General features: G+C 72.9%; 17 protein-coding genes, 1 pseudogene and 1 riboswitch. Of the genes and pseudogenes, 9 read left to right on the top strand and 9 right to left on the bottom strand.

The features are described 5' to 3' along the window. The first annotated feature begins 67 nt into the window (after positions 1-67). Positions 68-201: riboswitch (FMN riboswitch) on the top strand. A gap of 87 nt (positions 202-288) precedes the next feature. The 3 genes and pseudogenes from DEJ34_RS11115 (at position 289) to ribH (ending at position 2,152) form a co-directional block, all read left to right on the top strand. Beyond that, the gene (locus tag DEJ34_RS11115) at positions 289-948 is read left to right on the top strand and encodes a riboflavin synthase (RefSeq protein WP_110911493.1); all 660 of its coding nucleotides are present in this window, start codon (positions 289-291) and stop codon (positions 946-948) included. An 80-nt stretch (positions 949-1,028) separates the two neighbouring features. Next, a pseudogene (gene ribB, locus DEJ34_RS11110) lies at positions 1,029-1,652 on the top strand (3,4-dihydroxy-2-butanone-4-phosphate synthase); the annotation flags it as partial. Positions 1,653-1,672: 20 nt separating this feature from the next. Further along, positions 1,673-2,152, top strand: coding sequence for a 6,7-dimethyl-8-ribityllumazine synthase (ribH, locus tag DEJ34_RS11105; RefSeq protein WP_110911495.1), 480 nt, complete (start codon positions 1,673-1,675; stop codon positions 2,150-2,152). 108 nt (positions 2,153-2,260) lie between these two features. On the opposite strand, the gene DEJ34_RS11100 is transcribed toward ribH, so the two are convergent. Beyond that, a complete protein-coding gene (locus DEJ34_RS11100) occupies positions 2,261-2,431 on the bottom strand; it encodes a hypothetical protein (protein ID WP_181419557.1) in 171 nt (56 codons plus the stop codon). Positions 2,432-2,497: 66 nt separating this feature from the next. After that, positions 2,498-3,046, bottom strand: coding sequence for a TetR/AcrR family transcriptional regulator (locus DEJ34_RS11095; RefSeq protein ID WP_110911496.1), 549 nt, complete (start codon positions 3,044-3,046; stop codon positions 2,498-2,500). A gap of 124 nt (positions 3,047-3,170) precedes the next feature. Here DEJ34_RS11095 and DEJ34_RS11090 point away from each other — a divergent pair, with 124 nt between their 5' ends. From DEJ34_RS11090 to DEJ34_RS11075, 4 genes are all read left to right on the top strand, one after another. Beyond that, positions 3,171-4,292 carry a Gfo/Idh/MocA family protein gene (locus tag DEJ34_RS11090; protein WP_110911497.1) on the top strand — a complete coding sequence of 374 codons (1,122 nt, stop codon included), beginning with the start codon at positions 3,171-3,173 and terminating at the stop codon, positions 4,290-4,292. Positions 4,293-4,505: 213 nt separating this feature from the next. Beyond that, a complete protein-coding gene (locus DEJ34_RS11085) occupies positions 4,506-6,029 on the top strand; it encodes an MFS transporter (protein WP_110911514.1) in 1,524 nt (507 codons plus the stop codon). A 224-nt stretch (positions 6,030-6,253) separates the two neighbouring features. Beyond that, complete coding sequence (locus DEJ34_RS11080; protein ID WP_258365926.1) at positions 6,254-6,787, top strand: flavin reductase family protein; 534 nt, start codon at positions 6,254-6,256, stop codon at positions 6,785-6,787. A 45-nt stretch (positions 6,788-6,832) separates the two neighbouring features. Then, positions 6,833-7,447, top strand: coding sequence for a superoxide dismutase (locus DEJ34_RS11075; RefSeq protein WP_110890052.1), 615 nt, complete (start codon positions 6,833-6,835; stop codon positions 7,445-7,447). A gap of 147 nt (positions 7,448-7,594) precedes the next feature. On the opposite strand, the gene DEJ34_RS11070 is transcribed toward DEJ34_RS11075, so the two are convergent. From DEJ34_RS11070 to upp, 6 genes are all read right to left on the bottom strand, one after another. Beyond that, positions 7,595-8,239, bottom strand: coding sequence for a hypothetical protein (locus DEJ34_RS11070; protein ID WP_110911498.1), 645 nt, complete (start codon positions 8,237-8,239; stop codon positions 7,595-7,597). Positions 8,240-8,366: 127 nt separating this feature from the next. Then, positions 8,367-9,986 carry a serine hydrolase domain-containing protein gene (locus DEJ34_RS11065; protein ID WP_110911499.1) on the bottom strand — a complete coding sequence of 540 codons (1,620 nt, stop codon included), beginning with the start codon at positions 9,984-9,986 and terminating at the stop codon, positions 8,367-8,369. Further along, a complete protein-coding gene (locus DEJ34_RS11060; protein WP_110911500.1) occupies positions 9,983-11,332 on the bottom strand; it encodes a cryptochrome/photolyase family protein in 1,350 nt (449 codons plus the stop codon). Before DEJ34_RS11060 ends, DEJ34_RS11065 begins: the two co-directional genes overlap by 4 nt. Beyond that, the gene (locus DEJ34_RS11055; RefSeq protein WP_258368335.1) at positions 11,329-11,832 is read right to left on the bottom strand and encodes a MarR family winged helix-turn-helix transcriptional regulator; all 504 of its coding nucleotides are present in this window, start codon (positions 11,830-11,832) and stop codon (positions 11,329-11,331) included. The genes DEJ34_RS11060 and DEJ34_RS11055 overlap by 4 nt, the downstream gene beginning before the upstream one ends. Before the next feature lie 247 nt (positions 11,833-12,079). Next, positions 12,080-12,901 carry a winged helix-turn-helix domain-containing protein gene (locus DEJ34_RS11050; RefSeq protein WP_258368336.1) on the bottom strand — a complete coding sequence of 274 codons (822 nt, stop codon included), beginning with the start codon at positions 12,899-12,901 and terminating at the stop codon, positions 12,080-12,082. Between the two features lie 488 nt (positions 12,902-13,389). Continuing rightward, positions 13,390-14,025, bottom strand: coding sequence for a uracil phosphoribosyltransferase (gene upp / locus DEJ34_RS11045; RefSeq protein WP_110890048.1), 636 nt, complete (start codon positions 14,023-14,025; stop codon positions 13,390-13,392). Positions 14,026-14,131: 106 nt separating this feature from the next. Between upp and DEJ34_RS11040 the strand changes: the two genes are divergently transcribed. Then, positions 14,132-14,563 (top strand): nucleoside deaminase, encoded by a 432-nt coding sequence (locus DEJ34_RS11040; RefSeq protein ID WP_110911517.1) that lies wholly within the window; start codon positions 14,132-14,134, stop codon positions 14,561-14,563. 30 nt (positions 14,564-14,593) lie between these two features. On the opposite strand, the gene DEJ34_RS11035 is transcribed toward DEJ34_RS11040, so the two are convergent. Beyond that, positions 14,594-15,550, bottom strand: coding sequence for a cation diffusion facilitator family transporter (locus DEJ34_RS11035; protein ID WP_110824661.1), 957 nt, complete (start codon positions 15,548-15,550; stop codon positions 14,594-14,596). 91 nt (positions 15,551-15,641) lie between these two features. Between DEJ34_RS11035 and proC the strand changes: the two genes are divergently transcribed. After that, on the top strand, positions 15,642-16,472 hold the full coding sequence (proC, locus tag DEJ34_RS11030) for a pyrroline-5-carboxylate reductase (protein ID WP_110911501.1): 831 nt from the start codon (positions 15,642-15,644) through the stop codon (positions 16,470-16,472). The last annotated feature ends 6 nt before the right edge of the window (positions 16,473-16,478 follow it).

Genomic DNA, 16,478 nt, shown 5'->3' with positions numbered 1-16,478 from the left:
GCTGTGTGACGTCCGGTGCAGCGCCGGAGGCAGCGGTCGGAGGCCTGGGGTATCGTCGGGAGCACGCAAGCGCTCCGGGGTCGGTGCAAGTCCGAACCGGTGGTGACAGTCCACGAGCGCCGCGCCGGGTCCGCCCGGTGCGGGGTTGACCTGGTGCAATCCCAGGACCGACGGTGAGAGTCCGGACGGGAGGAAGCGCTGACGGAAGGTGACGGTCGTTCCGCGACCCCTGCCTCCCGTCCGCCGACGACCGTCGCGCGCACCCGGAGTCCCGTTGAGAGGACACCAGTGTTCACCGGCATCATCGAGGAACTCGGCACCGTCACCGCCGTCGACGAACGCGGCGACTCCGTCGCCCTGACCGTCCGCGGTCCGCTCGTCGTCTCCGACGCTCGGCACGGCGACTCGATCTCGGTCTCGGGTGTGTGCCTGACCGTCGTCGAGCAGACCCCGGAGACCTTCACGGCGTTCGTCATGAAGCAGACGCTCGACATGAGCGCGCACGGGTCGTTGCGGTCGGGCGACCGCGTCAACCTGGAGCGGGCGGCCTCGGTGGGGGACCGGCTCGGTGGACACATCGTGCAGGGACACATCGACGGCACCGCGACCGTGCTCGAGACCGACGACGGCGACGGGTGGCGACGGGTGCGCTTCGCGCTGACCCCGGAGCTGAGCCCGCTCGTGGTCGACAAGGGGTCGGTCGCGATCGACGGCGTCTCGCTCACCGTCAGCGCCGTGTCCCCGGAGTCGACCGCCCCGGATGCCGCGTGGTTCGAGGTCAGCCTCATCCCCGAGACGCTCGCGGCGACGACCCTCGGCGCACGGGTGCCCGGCGACCGGGTCAACATCGAGACCGACGTCCTGGCACGGCACGTCCGCCGCATGCTGCGCCTCGACGCCGCCGCGGCGGCACCAGGCGTGGTCGGCGCCGGAGCGGAGGCCCGGTGATGACCGCCGAGACCGCCCCCGTCACGAACGCCGGGCCGACCACGGGCGCGCGCCCGACCGGATCCCGGCCGACCTCCGGACTGTCGACCGTCGAGGACGCACTCGTCGCGATCGCCGCAGGCCGGCCGGTCATCGTGGCCGACGACGAGCGCCGCGAGAACGAGGGCGACGTCGTCCTCGCCGCCGAGCTCGCGTCCCCGGAGTGGATCGCCTGGACCGTGGCGCACTCGTCCGGCTTCATCTGCGCGCCGGTCAGCGCCGCGATCGCCGACACCCTCGACCTGCCGCCGATGGTGGAGCACAACGAGGACGTCCGCGGGACCGCCTACACCGTGACCGTGGACGCCGCCGTCGGGGTCACCACCGGCATCAGCGCCCACGACCGAGCGCGGACGCTCCGGGTGCTCGCCGACCCGGCGTCCGTCCGGGACGACCTGCACCGCCCGGGGCACATCGTCCCGCTGCGTGCGCGACCGGGCGGCGTCCGCGAGCGCGCGGGGCACACCGAGGCAGCCATCGACCTGGTCACCGCCGCGGGGTTGCGGCAGGCCGCGGCGATCTGCGAGATCGTCGACGAGCGCGGGGACATGATGCGTCTGCCGCAGCTCGTCGGACTCGGGGAACGCGAGGGCGTCCCCGTCATCACCATCGCCGCGCTGGCCTCCTGGCTGGACGCGGCCGACCGGGCGGCGGACGACGCCGCCCACACCGAAGGGACACACGCATGAGCGGAGCAGGAGCGGCGGAGCGCGAGCACGTCGACGGCAGCGGCATCCGGGTCGCGATCGTCGCCGGCCAGTGGCACGACGTCATCGCGGCGGGGCTGCTCGACGGCGCCCAGCGCGAGATCGAACGGCTCGGAGCGACCGATCAGGTGTTCCCCGTCCCCGGGAGCTTCGAGCTGCCGGTCGTCGCGAAGGCCGCCCTTGAGGCCGGCTACGACGCGGCGGTCGCCCTCGGCGTGATCATCCGCGGCGGGACCCCGCACTTCGAGTACGTCTCGGACGCGGCGACGAGCGGCCTGACCCGGGTGGCGATCGACACCGGCAAGCCCGTCGGGTTCGGGGTGCTCACCCTGGACGACGAGCAGCAGGGGATCGACCGCGCCGGGCTGCCCGGGTCCAAGGAGGACAAGGGCGCCGAGGCCGCGCACGCCGCGGTCGCCACGGCCGTCACGCTGCGCGGGCTGCGCACGCCCGCGTAACGCCGCCGGGTCCTGGCTCGGACCTGACTCCGGACCTGGACTCCGGTCTGGACGACGCAGAACGGCCCCGCACCGTCCGGTGCGGGGCCGTTCTGCTGCGGGAGGTGACTACCGCTTGCCGAACACGTGGATCGGCAGGAAGAAGGAGAGGCTCATCAGGAGCACACCGGCGATGAACACGAAGCCCTGCCCGGAGTCGAGCTGGAACGCGAACCCGAACAGGTACATCGACACCAGCAGCAGCAGGATCGAGAAAACAGCGGCGAGGACGCGGCCCACGGTGGTACCTCCGGGAATCAGCGGGTGGATCGCGCCCAGTCTATCCCCAGGACCGGGCGCGACCGTTCACCGGGACGGTTTCGTCGCGATCAGGCGGTCGACGACCTCGAGCAGGGCGGCCATGTCGACGGTGCCGCGGTCGGGCCGGACCTCACTCGCCGCCCCGAGTGACGCGGCGTGGTACAGCCCGTCGCCGAGGAGCTTCACCGCCTGCGCGGTCGGCACGTCCCCGAGGGCGTCGACGAGGGTCGCGAGCCAGGCGTTCTCGGTCTCGTCGAGCGTGCGGCCGGCTTCCTCGTACCCGGCCTGCTGCAGGCGGGACGCGGCCAACAGCGCGAGGTCGAGCTCACTGCCGACGAACTGGCAGTTCTCGACGAAGTAGCGGGCGGGTCCGTCCTCGGCCCCACGCATGCGCTCGACGTCGAGAGCGGAGAGGTCGGCGAGTCGCTCGCACAGCCCCTCGACCAGGGCGGCCTTCGACCCGAAGTGGTAGAGCAGTCCGCCCTTCGAGACACCGGCGCGCGCGGCGACGGCATCGAGCGTCGCGGGCCGTTCACCCTCTTCACACACGATGGCGACGAAGCTGTCGAGGACGCGGTCGCGAGCACTGGCCATGCGCTGAGTCTAGGGACACCCGGCGCTCCGCGGCGCCCGGGAGACGGACACACGCCGTGGCCGTGCCGGTCGGGGGCGGATAGCCTCACCGAGACCGTCGAGGTCCACCACGAACAGGAGCCGCATGTCAGCGCAGACCGCGACCACCCCGAGCCCGACCCCGCCCGCGGACCCCCGATGGGCCGTCCTCGGTCCCGGCAGCATCGCCCGACGTTTCCTGTCCCAGCTCTCCGCGAGCGGCGGGGTGCTCGTCGCCGCCGGGAGTTCCTCGGTCGAGCGTGCCAGGGCCTTCGCGGCAGAGGCCGGGGAGCACGGCTTCCCGGACGTGACCGCCGGCACCTACGACGCGGTCCTCGCCGACCCCAGCGTCGACGCCGTGTACATCGCGACCGTGCACACCGGGCACGCCGACCTGGTGCTCGCGGCGCTGCGGGCCGGCAAGGCCGTGCTGTGCGAGAAGCCGCTCACGCCCGACCACCGCACGACGACGGTGCTCGTCGACGCGGCCCGCCGTGCCGGGCTGCCGCTCGTCGAGGCGTTCATGTACCGCTTCCACCCGCAGACGGCGGCGCTGCTCGACCTCGTGCGGAACGGCGCGGTCGGTACGGTCACCCACGTCGACGCCGCGTTCGCGTTCCGGGTCGAGGAACGCTCCGGGCGCCTGTTCGACGTCGCCACCGCTGGCGGCGGCATCCTCGACGTGGGGTGCTACCCGGTGACGATGACGGCCGCGATCGTGCAGGCCGCCACGGGGACGGCGGCCGCCGAGCCGGTGGAGTTCTCCGCCGTCGGGACGATCGGTCCGACCGGGGTCGACGAGTGGACCGTGGCGAATGCGACGTACGCGTCGGGCATCACCGCGAGCCTCCGCACCGGCATCCGCGTCGAGGACGCGAACGCCGTCGTCGTGCACGGGAGTCGCGGCACCATCACCCTCCGGGATCCGTGGACCATCGGCGGGGAGCCGGTCATCGTCGTGCAGACCGTCGACGACGCCGGCACGGAGCGGTCCTTCCCGGACGTGGCCCCGTACGGACTCGAGGCCGCGGCCACGATCGACGCCCTGCGTGCCGGCCGTGTCGACGCACCGCAGATGACGACCGACGAGACCCTGGCCACCGCGCGGACGCTCGACCGCTGGCGCGCGGCGATCGGGCTGCAGTACCCGTTCGAAGCGGAGGCGGCGGAGGACACCGCCCGCGGCGGAGGACACCCCCGCGGCTGGGGAGGCCTGACGGTCCGCTGACGCCGTGGGCCCGACCGCCTGCCGGACGGGAGGCACGGGACGGCTCGCCACCGGGCCTCCCGTCCGGCAGTTGGTTGCATTTGCAACCGTGACCGTCCGGACGGTACACTAACGGGACCCTGACGGGACGCGTGACGACTTCCGCGTCCCGTCTCGTCTGCGCCGGTCCGGGAGGACCAGCGGCGCGACATGCTCGAAGTCCTGGAGTCCGCCATGTCCGCACTGCTCACCAGCCCCGTCGCCACCCGGATCACCGCGAGCCGCGCCTCCCGGTTCGCGGCGCTCGCGGTGCTCATGCTGCCGGTGCTGCTCATCTCGGTCGACAACACCGTCCTGAGCTTCGCGCTGCCCTCCATCGCGCGCGCCCTGCACCCCGACGCGACCACGCAGCTCTGGATCGTCGACGCCTACCCGCTCGTCCTCGCCGGCCTGCTCGTCGTCATGGGCAGCATCGGTGACCGCATCGGTCGCCGTCGGATCCTGGTGACCGGAGCGACCGGGTTCGCGGTGCTCTCCGTCGCCGCCGCATTCGCGACCGAGGCCTGGATGCTCGTCGCCGCCCGGCTCGCGATGGGCGTCTTCGGCGCGATGCTCATGCCCGCCACGCTCTCGATCATCCGGAACGTCTTCCCGGACGCGGGGGAGCGGCGCCTCGCGCTCGCCGTCTGGTCGACCATGTTCGCGGCGGGCAACGCCCTCGGCCCGCTCGTCGGAGGCGTCCTGCTCGCGCACTTCCACTGGGGCAGCGTGTTCCTGGTCGCCGTGCCGATCCTCATCGTGATGCTCGTCGCCGTGCCGTTCTGCGTGCCGGAGTCCCGCGACCCCGAGCCCGGGCCCGTCGACGTCCCGAGCATGCTGCTCTCCCTCGGCGCCCTCGGCCCGCTCGTCTGGGCCATCAAGTCGCTCGTGCACCCCGAGGAACGCGGTCTGGCCGTCGCCATGGTCGCGGTCGGTGTGCTCTGCGGGATCGCGTTCGTCCGGCGGCAGCTGCGCACCCGCACACCGATGCTCGACATGCGCCTCTTCCGCAGCACGGCCTTCACCGGCAGCGTGCTCATGAACATGGCCGCGATGTTCTCCCTCACCGGCTTCCTGTTCTTCGTCGCCCAGCACCTGCAGCTCGTCGCCGGCCTGGACCCCTTCGCGAGCGGGCTCGTCCTCGTGCCGGGTGCGGTGCTCACCATCGTCGCCGGGCTCGTCGTCGTGCCGGTCGTCGCCCGGGTCGCGCCGCGCTGGGTCGTCTCGGCGTCGCTGCTGTTCTCCGCGGTCGCGTACGCCCTCGTCGCCGGGCTCGGGCACCACGCGACCATCGCCGCGCTCGCCTTCGCCTTCGTGCTGCTCGGCATCGGCATCGGTGCGTCCGAGACGGTCACGAACGACCTGATCATCTCCACCGCCCCGGCGGACAAGGCCGGAGCAGCATCGGCCATCTCGGAGACCGCGTACGAGATCGGCGCCGTGCTCGGGACCGCCGTCCTCGGGACGATCCTCGCGTCGGCGTACCGGGCGAACGTCGTCGTCCCCGAGGGGCTGTCGTCCACCGCGCACACCGCGGCGGGGGAGACCCTCGGCGGAGCGGTCGCCGCGGCCGCCGAACTCGGTGGACCGGCGGGGCAGGCGCTGCTCGAGTCCGCGCGGGCAGCCTTCGACTCCGGCGTGACCACGACGGCGGGCGTCGCCGCGGCGCTCATGGTCGTCGCGGCCGCCGGTGCGGTCGTGATGCTGCGGCGGCACTGAGCCCGTCGGCTCGCGCGGGCCCGAGCGGGCAGCCCGAGCCGTCGGCCCGCGCCGCGCCGCGCCGTCGTCCGGTGCGGTCCCGAGCGGGTACGGCCGCGTGACGGCACGCCCGGGATGGGCCGAACCTGTGAAACATGGACCCGCCCCATGCCGCAGGTCCTACGTTGGGGGGTGGCCGCGACGTCCGCGGCCGTCCCCCCGAACGAGGAACGACCACGACTGACATGCCCGACGCCGCCGACCTCCCGCAGGCAGACGTCCCCCAGGCCGACATGGCCGCCGCGTACAAGGCGGCCTTCCGCGGACACCCCGCCGGTGTCGCGGTCATCACCGCGGAAGGCCCGGACGGTCCGACCGGTCTCACCGCCTCGAGCGTCGCCTCCGTCGCGGTCGACCCGCCGGTCCTGGTCTTCTCGCTCTCCACGAACTCCGGGTCCGCCGGCGTCGTCCTCGGTGCCCCGGTCTTCGTGGTGCACCTGATGGACGCCCGCGGCGTCGCGCTGGCCAAGCGCTTCGCGTCGACCGGCAGCCCCGCCGCGGACGACCCGATCTGGGGCGCGCTCCCGAGCGGCGACCGCTACCTGCCCGACGCCGCCAGTGCCCTGCGCTGCCGTCCGCTGTCGACGACCCCGATCGGCAGTTCGACCGTCGTCGTCGCCGAGGTGCTCGACATCGTCGTCGGCCTCGACCGCGGCGAGCCGCTGGTCTACCACAACCGGGAATTCCACTCCCTGACCGATCGTTCCCGGCTCTCGTGAGCCGCGGAACCCCGCACCGCACATCACCGATCGAAAGGACCGCACATGGCTGAGTACACCCTGCCCGAGCTCCCCTACGACTACGCCGCCCTCGAGCCGCACATCAGCGGCAAGATCATGCAGCTGCACCACGACAAGCACCACCAGGCCTACGTGACCGGTGCCAACACCGCGCTGCAGCAGCTCGGCGAGGCCCGCGAGTCCGGCAACTTCGCGAACGTCAACAAGCTCGAGAAGGACCTCGCGTTCCACCTCGGTGGCCACGTCAACCACTCGATCTTCTGGACCAACCTCGGCCCGGACACGAAGGTCCCGGAGGGCGAGCTCGCCGCCGCGATCGACGAGTTCTTCGGCTCGTTCGAGAAGTTCCAGGCGCAGTTCGCCGCGGTCGCCAACGGCATCCAGGGCTCCGGCTGGTCCGTCCTGGCCTGGGACGTCGTCGGCCAGAAGCTGACGACCTTCCAGCTGTTCGACCAGCAGGGCAACATCCCGTTCGGGCTCGTGCCGATCTTCATGCTCGACATGTGGGAGCACGCCTTCTACCTCGACTACCTCAACGTCAAGGCGGACTACGTCAAGGCCGTGTGGAACATCGTCGACTGGGAGAACGTCGCCGCCCGCTTCGAGAACGCCAAGTCGCAGAGCTTCGTCACGCTCTGAGCACCACCACGCTGAGCACCGGGACCTCATGGACCACGTGCTGACGTGACGGTGCGGGTCGCGGAACGCGACCCCGCGACGGACGGGAGGCCCGGTACCAGCTGGTACCGGGCCTCCCGTCCGTCGTCCCCGTCCCCGCGCCCGGACTCAGGAGCGGACAGCGCCGACCCGGGACGCCACGGTCTCGCCGACGTGATCGGCCTCGCCGGGACGGGTGCACGGGTCGAGGGCGCCGATCTCGGCTGCCAACCGGCGCGCGACGTCCCGGAGGGTGACCTCGACGGCGGTGACGTCGCCGTCGAGGACGGCACCCCACTGGGCCCCGCGACAGGCGAGGACCGCCGCGCTCGCGGCCCGGAGCGCCGTACAGCCGTCCGCTCCGTGCGCCCGGCACCATGACGCGATGGTCTCGACGTGTGCCCGGTGCTGGCACCGGTGCCGGTCGTGCCCGGTCAGTGCCTCCACGGCGCCGAGTTCGAACGTCAGCCGGGCTGCGAGGAAGCGGTCCGGGTCCTCGAGGCCGCCGAAGACCGCGAGCAGGTACTCCGTCAGCACCTGCTCGTCGGCGTCCGGGTCGAGGCCGATGCCGGACACGTGCCGGCTGAGGTGCTCCACCACGGCGTCGATGAGGCCGTCACGCGACCCGAAGTGGTACACGATCGGGTACGCGCTCGTCCCGAGGACGCGACCGAGGCTCCGCACAGACACGTCCTGCAGACAGGTGCCGTGCAGGTGGTCCGTGACCTTGGCGACGATCGCCGGCTTCAGGGACGGGTCCGGTTGACGAGGCATGGTCTCTCCCGAGCGAGGAACAGGCGGACGACCGCCACGAGGCCGAGCGGACATGCAGCATGTTACCGGACACGGCCGCGACCGCGTCCGCATCGGTTGCAGGAAGGCGGGCTCCGAGACGGCGGGGTCAGGCCGTCGGGTCGGGTGCCACCGGCTCGGTCGGTGCTGCCGCCGGGTCGGTCGGTGCTGCCGCCGTGTGCGGGGGTACTGCCGCGGCCTCCGCGGGCACCACCTCGTCCGGTTCCGCCCGCACGACGAGGGTCTGCACGAGACCGGACGCGAGCGGGGCGAGTCGGATCTCCACGCGGAGTCGCCCGCGGGCGCCCGGCACCCACCAGCGCAGGTGCGTCGGCGTCGCGGACCGTTCGGCCACGGGCGGTGCGGACAGGTCGGCGGCGACCTCCGCCACGGCGCGGTCGATCGCTGCTCGTCGCCGGTGCCACGGGACGTCGAGCGGGACGTTCTCGGCGCAGACCGCGTCGGCCTCCGCATCGGACCAGTCCGCCAGCAGACGCGTCACGGACCGTTGCGCAGCACGCGTCGACGGCAGGACCGGTTCGCTGCCGGGGGCTCGTTCGTCGTCCCGCGACCGGGTCACGGGCATGCCGGTCGCGGCGGGGACCGCGTGCGGGACCGCGACACCCGGGACGGCGTCCGCGAGGAGCAGGTCGAGTGCCCGCGTCGCGGCCGCGGAGACCTTCGCCTGCGTGGCGTTCTCGAACGCGACCACGCCGAGTCCGGTCGTGACCGACCAGCGCATGTGGGCGGAGAACCCCGGGTAGCCGCCGGAGTGCGACACGATCGGGCCGACCGCCGGGTCGTGCTCCACGAACAGGCCGAAGCCGTAACCGGCGGTCCGGGTCGACCCGGGCAGGGTCCCGGGAGGGAGGACCCGCATCGCCTGCTGCATCGCGCGACGCTCCGCCGTGGTGAGGGGTCCGGCGTCGGATCCGGCACTGCCCGCCTCCGCGAACGGTGCGGCGGTCCCGTCGAACGCCGCAGCGAGCCACCGACCCCACCGGGCCAGGTCCCGCACGGTCGAGAACAGGCCGCCGATCGGCGAGAACGCGCCCGGGCCGGTCGTCGTCAGCGCCTCCCAGTCGTCGCCGACACGGCGGTGGCCGGTGACCACGAGACCACGGGCGTCGGCCGCGGCGAACACGGTGTCGTCGAGCCCGAGCGGGCGGAGCACACGTTCGGTCGCCACGGTCGGGAAGGGCGCCCCGGCGACGACCGACACCGCCCGACCGAGGAGTGCGTAGCCGAGGTTCGAGTAGGCGAACCCGGTCCCCGGCACGGAGTCGAACAGCAGACCGCTGCGGAGGACGTCGTCCAGGTCCTGGTCCCGGAGCGCCTCCTGTCGGTCCGCCCACGGGTCGTCCGTCGGGAAGCCCGCGGACATCGTGAGGAGCATCCGGAGGGTCGGGACGGGGGAGTCCGCGGTGGGCAGCCGGACCGCGGCGAACGCGGGGACGAACTCGGTGACCGGGGTGTCGAGGGACACCAGGCCGTCCGCGACGAGGCCGAGCAGGGTCGCGGCGGTGACGCTCTTCGTGCACGAGGCGATGCGGTAGACGGTGTCGGCATCGGGTGCCCGGCCGTCCCCGCGGTCCCCGTGTCCGCCCGAGGCGACGAGCCCGTCCCGGTCGAACACGCCCCAGACGCTGCTCGGCGCGATGCCGTCCAGGACGCGCTGCCGGTGCATCGCGTCGACGGCGCCGAGCACGCCCGGACTCAGCCGGCTCATGCCCGGCGCATCTCGGCGTAGGCGTCGAGTGCCCGCTGCCGACTCGTCTTGAGGTCGAGCATCGGCTCCGGTCGGTCCTCGTCCGCGGGCACCCACCGGCGGACGTACTCGCGGTGCGGGTCGAACCGTTCGAGCTGACGGTCGGGGTTGAACACCCGGAAGTACGGCGCGGCGTCGAAGCCCGAGCCCGCCACCCACTGCCAGTTCGCCGCGTTGTTCGCCGCGTCGGCGTCCACCAGGGTGTCCCAGAACCACTGCTCGCCGATGCGCCAGTCCACGAGCATGTTCTTGACGAGGAAGCTCGCCGTGGCCAGGCGCACCCGGTTGTGCATCGCGCCGGTGTGCCAGAGCTCACGCATCCCTGCGTCGACCAGGTCGAAGCCGGTCGTGCCGTGTCGCCACCGGTCGAGTTCGGCGTCCGAGGCCTCCCGCCACGGGAACGCGTCGAACTCCCGCCGCACGTTCGTCCGGGCGATGTCGTCGCAGTGGAAGTACTCGTTCCAGTTGAACTCCCGCCAGGCGAGCTGCCGGAGGAAGGCCGGTGCCGCGCGGCGCTGGTCGGGTTCGAGCGTCTCGTGCAGGCGGTGCCAGACCTGGTACGGGCTGATCTCGCCCCAGCGCAGGTGCGGCGAGAGACTGCTGGTCGCTGCCTGCGCGGGCTCGTCCCGCTGGTCGTAGTCCGCGAGTGCCTCGTCGATGAACCGTTCCATCCGGTCCCACGCGCCGTGCTCGCCGGGCGTCCAGGCATCACGCATGCCACCCGCCCAGTCCGGCGCGGTCGGCAGGAGTGCCCAGTCCTCGAGCGTGTCCGAGGCGACGTCCGCAGGCGGGGCGATCGTCTCCGGCTCGGGCCAGGGGTGCCGCGGCTCCGGCATCGCCTCCGCGGCGCGCCAGAACGGCGTGAACACCTTGAACGGTTCGCCCTTCCCGGTCAGGACCGTCCACGGTTCCCAGAGCAGGGTGCCGGCGGAGCTGTGCGCCTCGACGCCGCCGGCGACGAGGCCGGCCTTGATGCCCGCGTCGATCTCCCGTTCGACGCGGCCGTAGCGACGGTTCCAGAACACGGCGTCCGCGCCGGACTCCGCGACGAGGTCCGCGATCACGTCGGCCGCGGCACCCCGCCGGAGCACGAGCGCGGTGCCGTGCGCGCGGAGGTCGGTGTCGAGTGCGGCCAGGGACTGGTGGAGCCACCACCGGGCCGCGGCGCCGTGCGGGCGGATCCCCTCGCTCTGTTCGTCGAGCACGTAGACGACCGTGACCGGGCCCCCGCGGTCCACCGCCGAGCGGAGCGCCGGGTTGTCCGCGATCCGGAGGTCGTCGCGCAGCCAGACGACCGAGCCGCTCATGCCGACGCCCGATCCGGCACGGTCGCGACCGACCTGCGCGTCGCGGGTGTGGCGGCGGCGGCGACGCGGAGCTTCGTGCAGAGCTCGGTGAGCATCCGCAGCTCGGCGTCGTCGAGCCCGGCGCCGACCTGCGCCGCGATGGTGGCCGCGTGCTGCACGGCGACGGTGCGGTACACGTCGTAGCCGTGCGCGGTGAGGGCGACGATCACCCCGCGCGCGTCGGTCGGGTCGGGCTGCTTCTCGACGATGCCCTTGGACGCGAGGCGGTCGACCAGGCGGCTGACGCTCGGCTGCGTCAGGAGCAGGTGGCCCGTCAGGTCGCGCATCCGGCAGCGGCGGCCGGGTTGGGTCGACAGGTTGAAGCAGACGTCGTACTCGTTGAAGGAGATCTCGGCCGAGGGGAACTCGGTGTTGAGGTTCCGCATCACGGTGACCTGGGCGCGGAACAGTGACTCCCACGCCGCGACCGCGGTGGCCTTCTCGCTGCGGTGATCGCTCACGGTTGTGTCCCTCCGGTCGGTGGACCCCCACCCTACCGAGGGGTACCGACGAGGAACGCGGGCCGGCCGCCCGAGTGGACGACCGGCCCGCTCCCTTGCACCGGGAGATTCCTGCAATCACATTCCACAGCCGGTGCCACAGCAAACACCGACTGCACGTCCGACTGTATAACGAAGCGGTAACGCCAGGGAAGGCGGCCACGCCGCCTGTTCCTGCGAGTTGCCCGAGCGCTCGTCGAGCGTCGGTTCAGAAGAGGTCGGGCGACGGCGTGGAGGCGTAGCGCACGGAGACGTCGGCGTGCCGGTCGAAGCGGTACCCGACACCGCGGACCGTCCGCACGATCTCCTCGAAGGCGCCGAGCTTCGCCCGCAGACGGCGGACGTGGACGTCGATGGTGCGCTCGTTCGGCGTCTCGTCGTCGCCGGCGGACCAGAGGCCCTCGATGATCGCCGAACGGTCGACCGTGCGCCCCTCGCGGAGGACGAGGAACTGCAGCAGCTCGAACTCCTTGAAGGTCAGCGGCGCGGTCTCGCCGTCGAGGACGACCCGCTTGCGCGAGATGTCGATGACGACACCGGTCTCCTCCGGTTCCGGCTTCTCGGTCTGCTTGCGCGCGGCCACCGCCGACCGGTCCTGCAGCGCCAGCCGGACCACGTCGACGTCCCGTCCGCCGGACCCCTCCGCGGCGACGGCGACGGCGGCGTAGGTCTCCGCCGACGGCACGAGCTGAGCGGTGAGCGCCTTGAGGTGCTCGACGACGGCAGCCAGGGTCGTACCGGCTGCAGCTGCCGCGGCCTCGTCGAGTCCGACGTACAGCGCGAACCCGCGGGCCTCCGTGCCCTCCGGCAGTGCGCGGTTTCGCTGCGGGGCGACGACGGGGCTGGTCGGGACGGCCGTCCGGTCGGCGGCCGGCCGCACGGGCTGGGCGACCGGAGTTCGACGTGTTCCGATCGGCGTCACGCTGCCGAGGTCGGTCGGCGCGGACGCGGTCGTCCGGAGCCCGGCGACGCTCCGGTCACGGGCGGCGTCGGTGTGGGCGGTGCGGGGCTGGGCGATGGTGAGCGACATGGTGCGGTCTCCGGGTGGTGCGGCCGAGCGGAGTGGTGGAGCATCGGCCGGTGTCGAATGCGTCGGCCCGGGTCGGCGGTACACCGATCTGCCCAGCGGTCCCTGCGCGGGACCGGGGCTCATCCGGGGGAACGGGGTCCGACCTCGTGACGGTGGTGCGCGTCGTCGACGGGGTCGTCACCGCGGGATCACGCTCGCGCGACGGGGGTGGTGTCGCGGAGGATCCGGCTGGAACGGGTACCGATCAGGCACACATTCGACAACGCATGACCGCCGTGGTCGGCATCATCATGCCGACGGTCCCCTTGGCCTCGCGGAGGGCTCGGGTGGACGGGGTTGCAGTCATGGCCCGAGTATCCGTGGTGTACCAACGCCGTGTCAACCGTCCGCACGGACGGTGACGTGCGCGGACAGTGCCGCCACGTGACGGACGGGAGGCCCTCCATCCGTCGGATGGCGGGCCTCCCGTCCGTCACGTGGTGCGGTCGCTAGTCGGCCAGACCGTAGAGGCGGTCGCCCGCGTCGCCGAGGCCCGGGACGATGTACCCGTTCTCGTCGAGGCGCTCGTCGAGCGCGCCGAGGACGATCGTGACGTCACGGTCGCCGACCGCCTTCTCGAGGGCGGCGAGGCCCTCGGGCGCGCCGAGGATGCAGACGCACGTGACGTCGACCGCACCGCGGTCGAAGAGGAACTCGATCGCCGCGGCGAGGGTCCCACCGGTCGCGAGCATCGGGTCGAGCACGAAGCACTGGCGGTTCGACAGGTCGTCCGGCAGCCGCTCGGCGTAGGTCTGCGGCTCGAAGGTCTCCTCGTCACGGGCCATGCCGAGGAAGCCGACCTCGGCCGTGGGGACGAGCTTGACCATGCCCTCGAGCATGCCGAGTCCGGCGCGGAGGATCGGCACGACGAGCGGACGGGGCTTCGCGATGGCCACGCCCATGGTCTGCGCGACCGGCGTGCTGATCGGCGTCGCCGTGACCCGGACGTTGCGCGTGGCCTCGTACGCGAGGAGCGTGACGAGCTCCTCGGTCAGGGCACGGAACGTGGGGGAGGGAGTGGTCCGGTCGCGGAGCACCGAGAGCTTGTGGGTGATGAGCGGGTGGTCGGCGACATGGACTCGCATAGGGTCGAGCGTACCGCGCCGCACCCCGACCGGCGGTCGCGGCCGTCGTCGGCGTCGGGGTGGAGGACGTGTGGAGCACCCGGCCGGACGACCGTTCGTCCCCGCCATGGAGCTGGCGCTGGCCGAGGCGCGGGCGTGCCTGGCCACCGGCGACGTCCCGGTCGGCGCAGTCGTGCTCGACGCCGCGGGGGCCGTCGTCGCCGTGGGTCGCAACGAACGGGAGGCCCGTCAGGACCCGACCGCGCACGCCGAGGTCCTGGCGTTGCGCGCGGCCGCCGCGGTCACGGGGGACTGGCACCTGACCGCGCACACGCTCGTCGTCACGCTCGAACCGTGTCCGATGTGCGCCGGGGCACTGCTCGCCGCGCGCGTGCCACGGATCGTCTTCGGAGCGTGGGACCCCAAGGCGGGCGCGAGCGGCAGCGTCTACGACATCGCCCGTGATCGTCGGCTCCCACACCGCGCCGAGGTCGTCGCCGGGGTGCTCGAGCAGGACTGCGCGGCGCTCCTCGACGCCTTCTTCGCCGGGCGCCGCTGACGAGCCCGGGCGGCCGCCGGGACCGGTCCGTCAGTCGGCGGCGCGGAGCACGATCGCCTCGGTCGACGGGTGCGGCCCGTCCCGTCGGACGTCCGGCTCGATGTAGATGACCCGGGCGATCGGCACCGCGGCGCGCACGCGCTCCTCGACCGTGTCGATGCCGGCGGCGACGTCCCCGAGACGACGGTCGCCGTCGACCGCCACCTTGACGCCGACCATGAGCTCGTCCGGACCCAGGTACAGGGTCTTCAGGTGGATCACCGAATCGACCTCGGGGCCGTCGAGCACGGCCTGCTTGATCCGGGCGACGTCACCGGAGCTGGCGCCCTCGCCGACGAGCAGGCTCTTCGTCTCGACACCGAGCACGAGCGCGACGGCGATGAGCAGCACCGCGATGAGCACCGTGCCGATCGCGTCGAAGACCCCGTTGCCGGTGAGCACGGTGAGGCCGACGCCGAAGAACGCGAAGACGAGGCCGATCAGGGCCGCGGTGTCCTCGAGCATGACGACCGGCAGCTCCGGGGCCTTCGCGCGGCGGACGAACTGCACCCACGACTGGTCGCCCTTGTGCGGCCGTGCCTCCCCGAGCGCCGTGCGCAGCGAGAAGCCCTCGAGCCCGATCGCGATGACGAGCACGGCCATCGGCAGCCACCAGTTCTCGAGCGGGTGCGGGTGGGCGAACTTCTCGATGCCCTCGTACAGCGAGAACACGCCGCCGACCGAGAAGAGCACGATCGAGACGACGAAGGCGTACACGTACCGCTCACGGCCGTGACCGAACGGGTGCTCCTCGTCGGCGGCCTTCCTCGCCCGCCGGCCGCCGAGCAGCAGGAGCAGCTGGTTCGCGGAGTCGGCGAGGGAGTGCACGCCCTCCGCGAGCATCGACGCGGACCCGCTGATCGCCGCCGCGATGAACTTCACGATCGCGATCCCGACGTTCGCACCGAGTGCGGCGAAGATCGCCTTGGTCCCTCCGGAAGCGCTCATGTGGCTGTCCGACCCCTTCTCGTACCGACCTCGACCACGATACTGGGCCGCCGGCCGTCGGGACGGTCCCGGTCGTCGGTAGGGTCGGGCCATGACCATCGCACTGCCCCGCGTCGCCATGCTCGGCGTCGGTTCCATGTCCGGCGCGGTCCTGCAGGGGCTCCTCGCCGCCGGGGTCTCGCCGGACTCCGTGGCCGTCACCACCCGGTCCGAGGCGTCCGCGTCGGCACACCGGTCCGCCGGGCTGCACGCCGTCGCGTCCGAGGTGGACCCGGACGCGAACCGGGCCGCCGTGCGCGGGGCCGGCGTCGTGGTGCTCGGCGTGAAGCCCTTCGGCGTCGTGGACCTGCTCGACGAGGTCGCCGCCGACCTCGAGCCGGACGCGGTCGTCGTGAGCGTCGCCGTCGGCGTGACCACCGCCTCCATGGAGGCCCACGTGCCTGCCGGCGTCCGTGTCGTCCGTGCCCTCCCGAACACGCCGATCGGGGTCGGCCTCGGGGTCACCGGGATCAGTGCCGGCGCGTCGGCCGACGCCGAGGCGGTCGCCCTCGCCTCGTCCGTGTTCGCCGTGTCCGGGGACGTCCTCGACGTCCCGGAGGCGCAGCTCGACGCGCTGTCCGCGGTGTCCGGGTCGGGCCCCGCCTACGTCTTCCTGTTCGTCGAGCAGTGGCAGCGGTCCGCGGAGGCGCTCGGGTTCAGCCCCGACCAGGCACGGACGATGGTGCAGGGCACGGTCCGCGGGGCGGTCGAGCTCCTCGCGCGGTCCGGCAGTGAGCCGGCCGACCTGCGCCGCGCGGTGACCAGCCCGAAGGGCACGACCGAGCGTGCCGTGGCCGTGCTGCAGGACGCCGACCTGGCCGACGTGCTCGAACACGCCGCCCGGGCAGCGATGGCCCGGGCCGAGGAGCTGTCGCGGCTCTGAGCCCGA

The organism is Curtobacterium sp. MCPF17_050, assembly GCF_003224435.2.
In the GTDB taxonomy this organism is placed as follows: Bacteria; Actinomycetota; Actinomycetes; order Actinomycetales; family Microbacteriaceae; genus Curtobacterium.
This window is presented reverse-complemented; position numbering and strand designations above follow the sequence as displayed.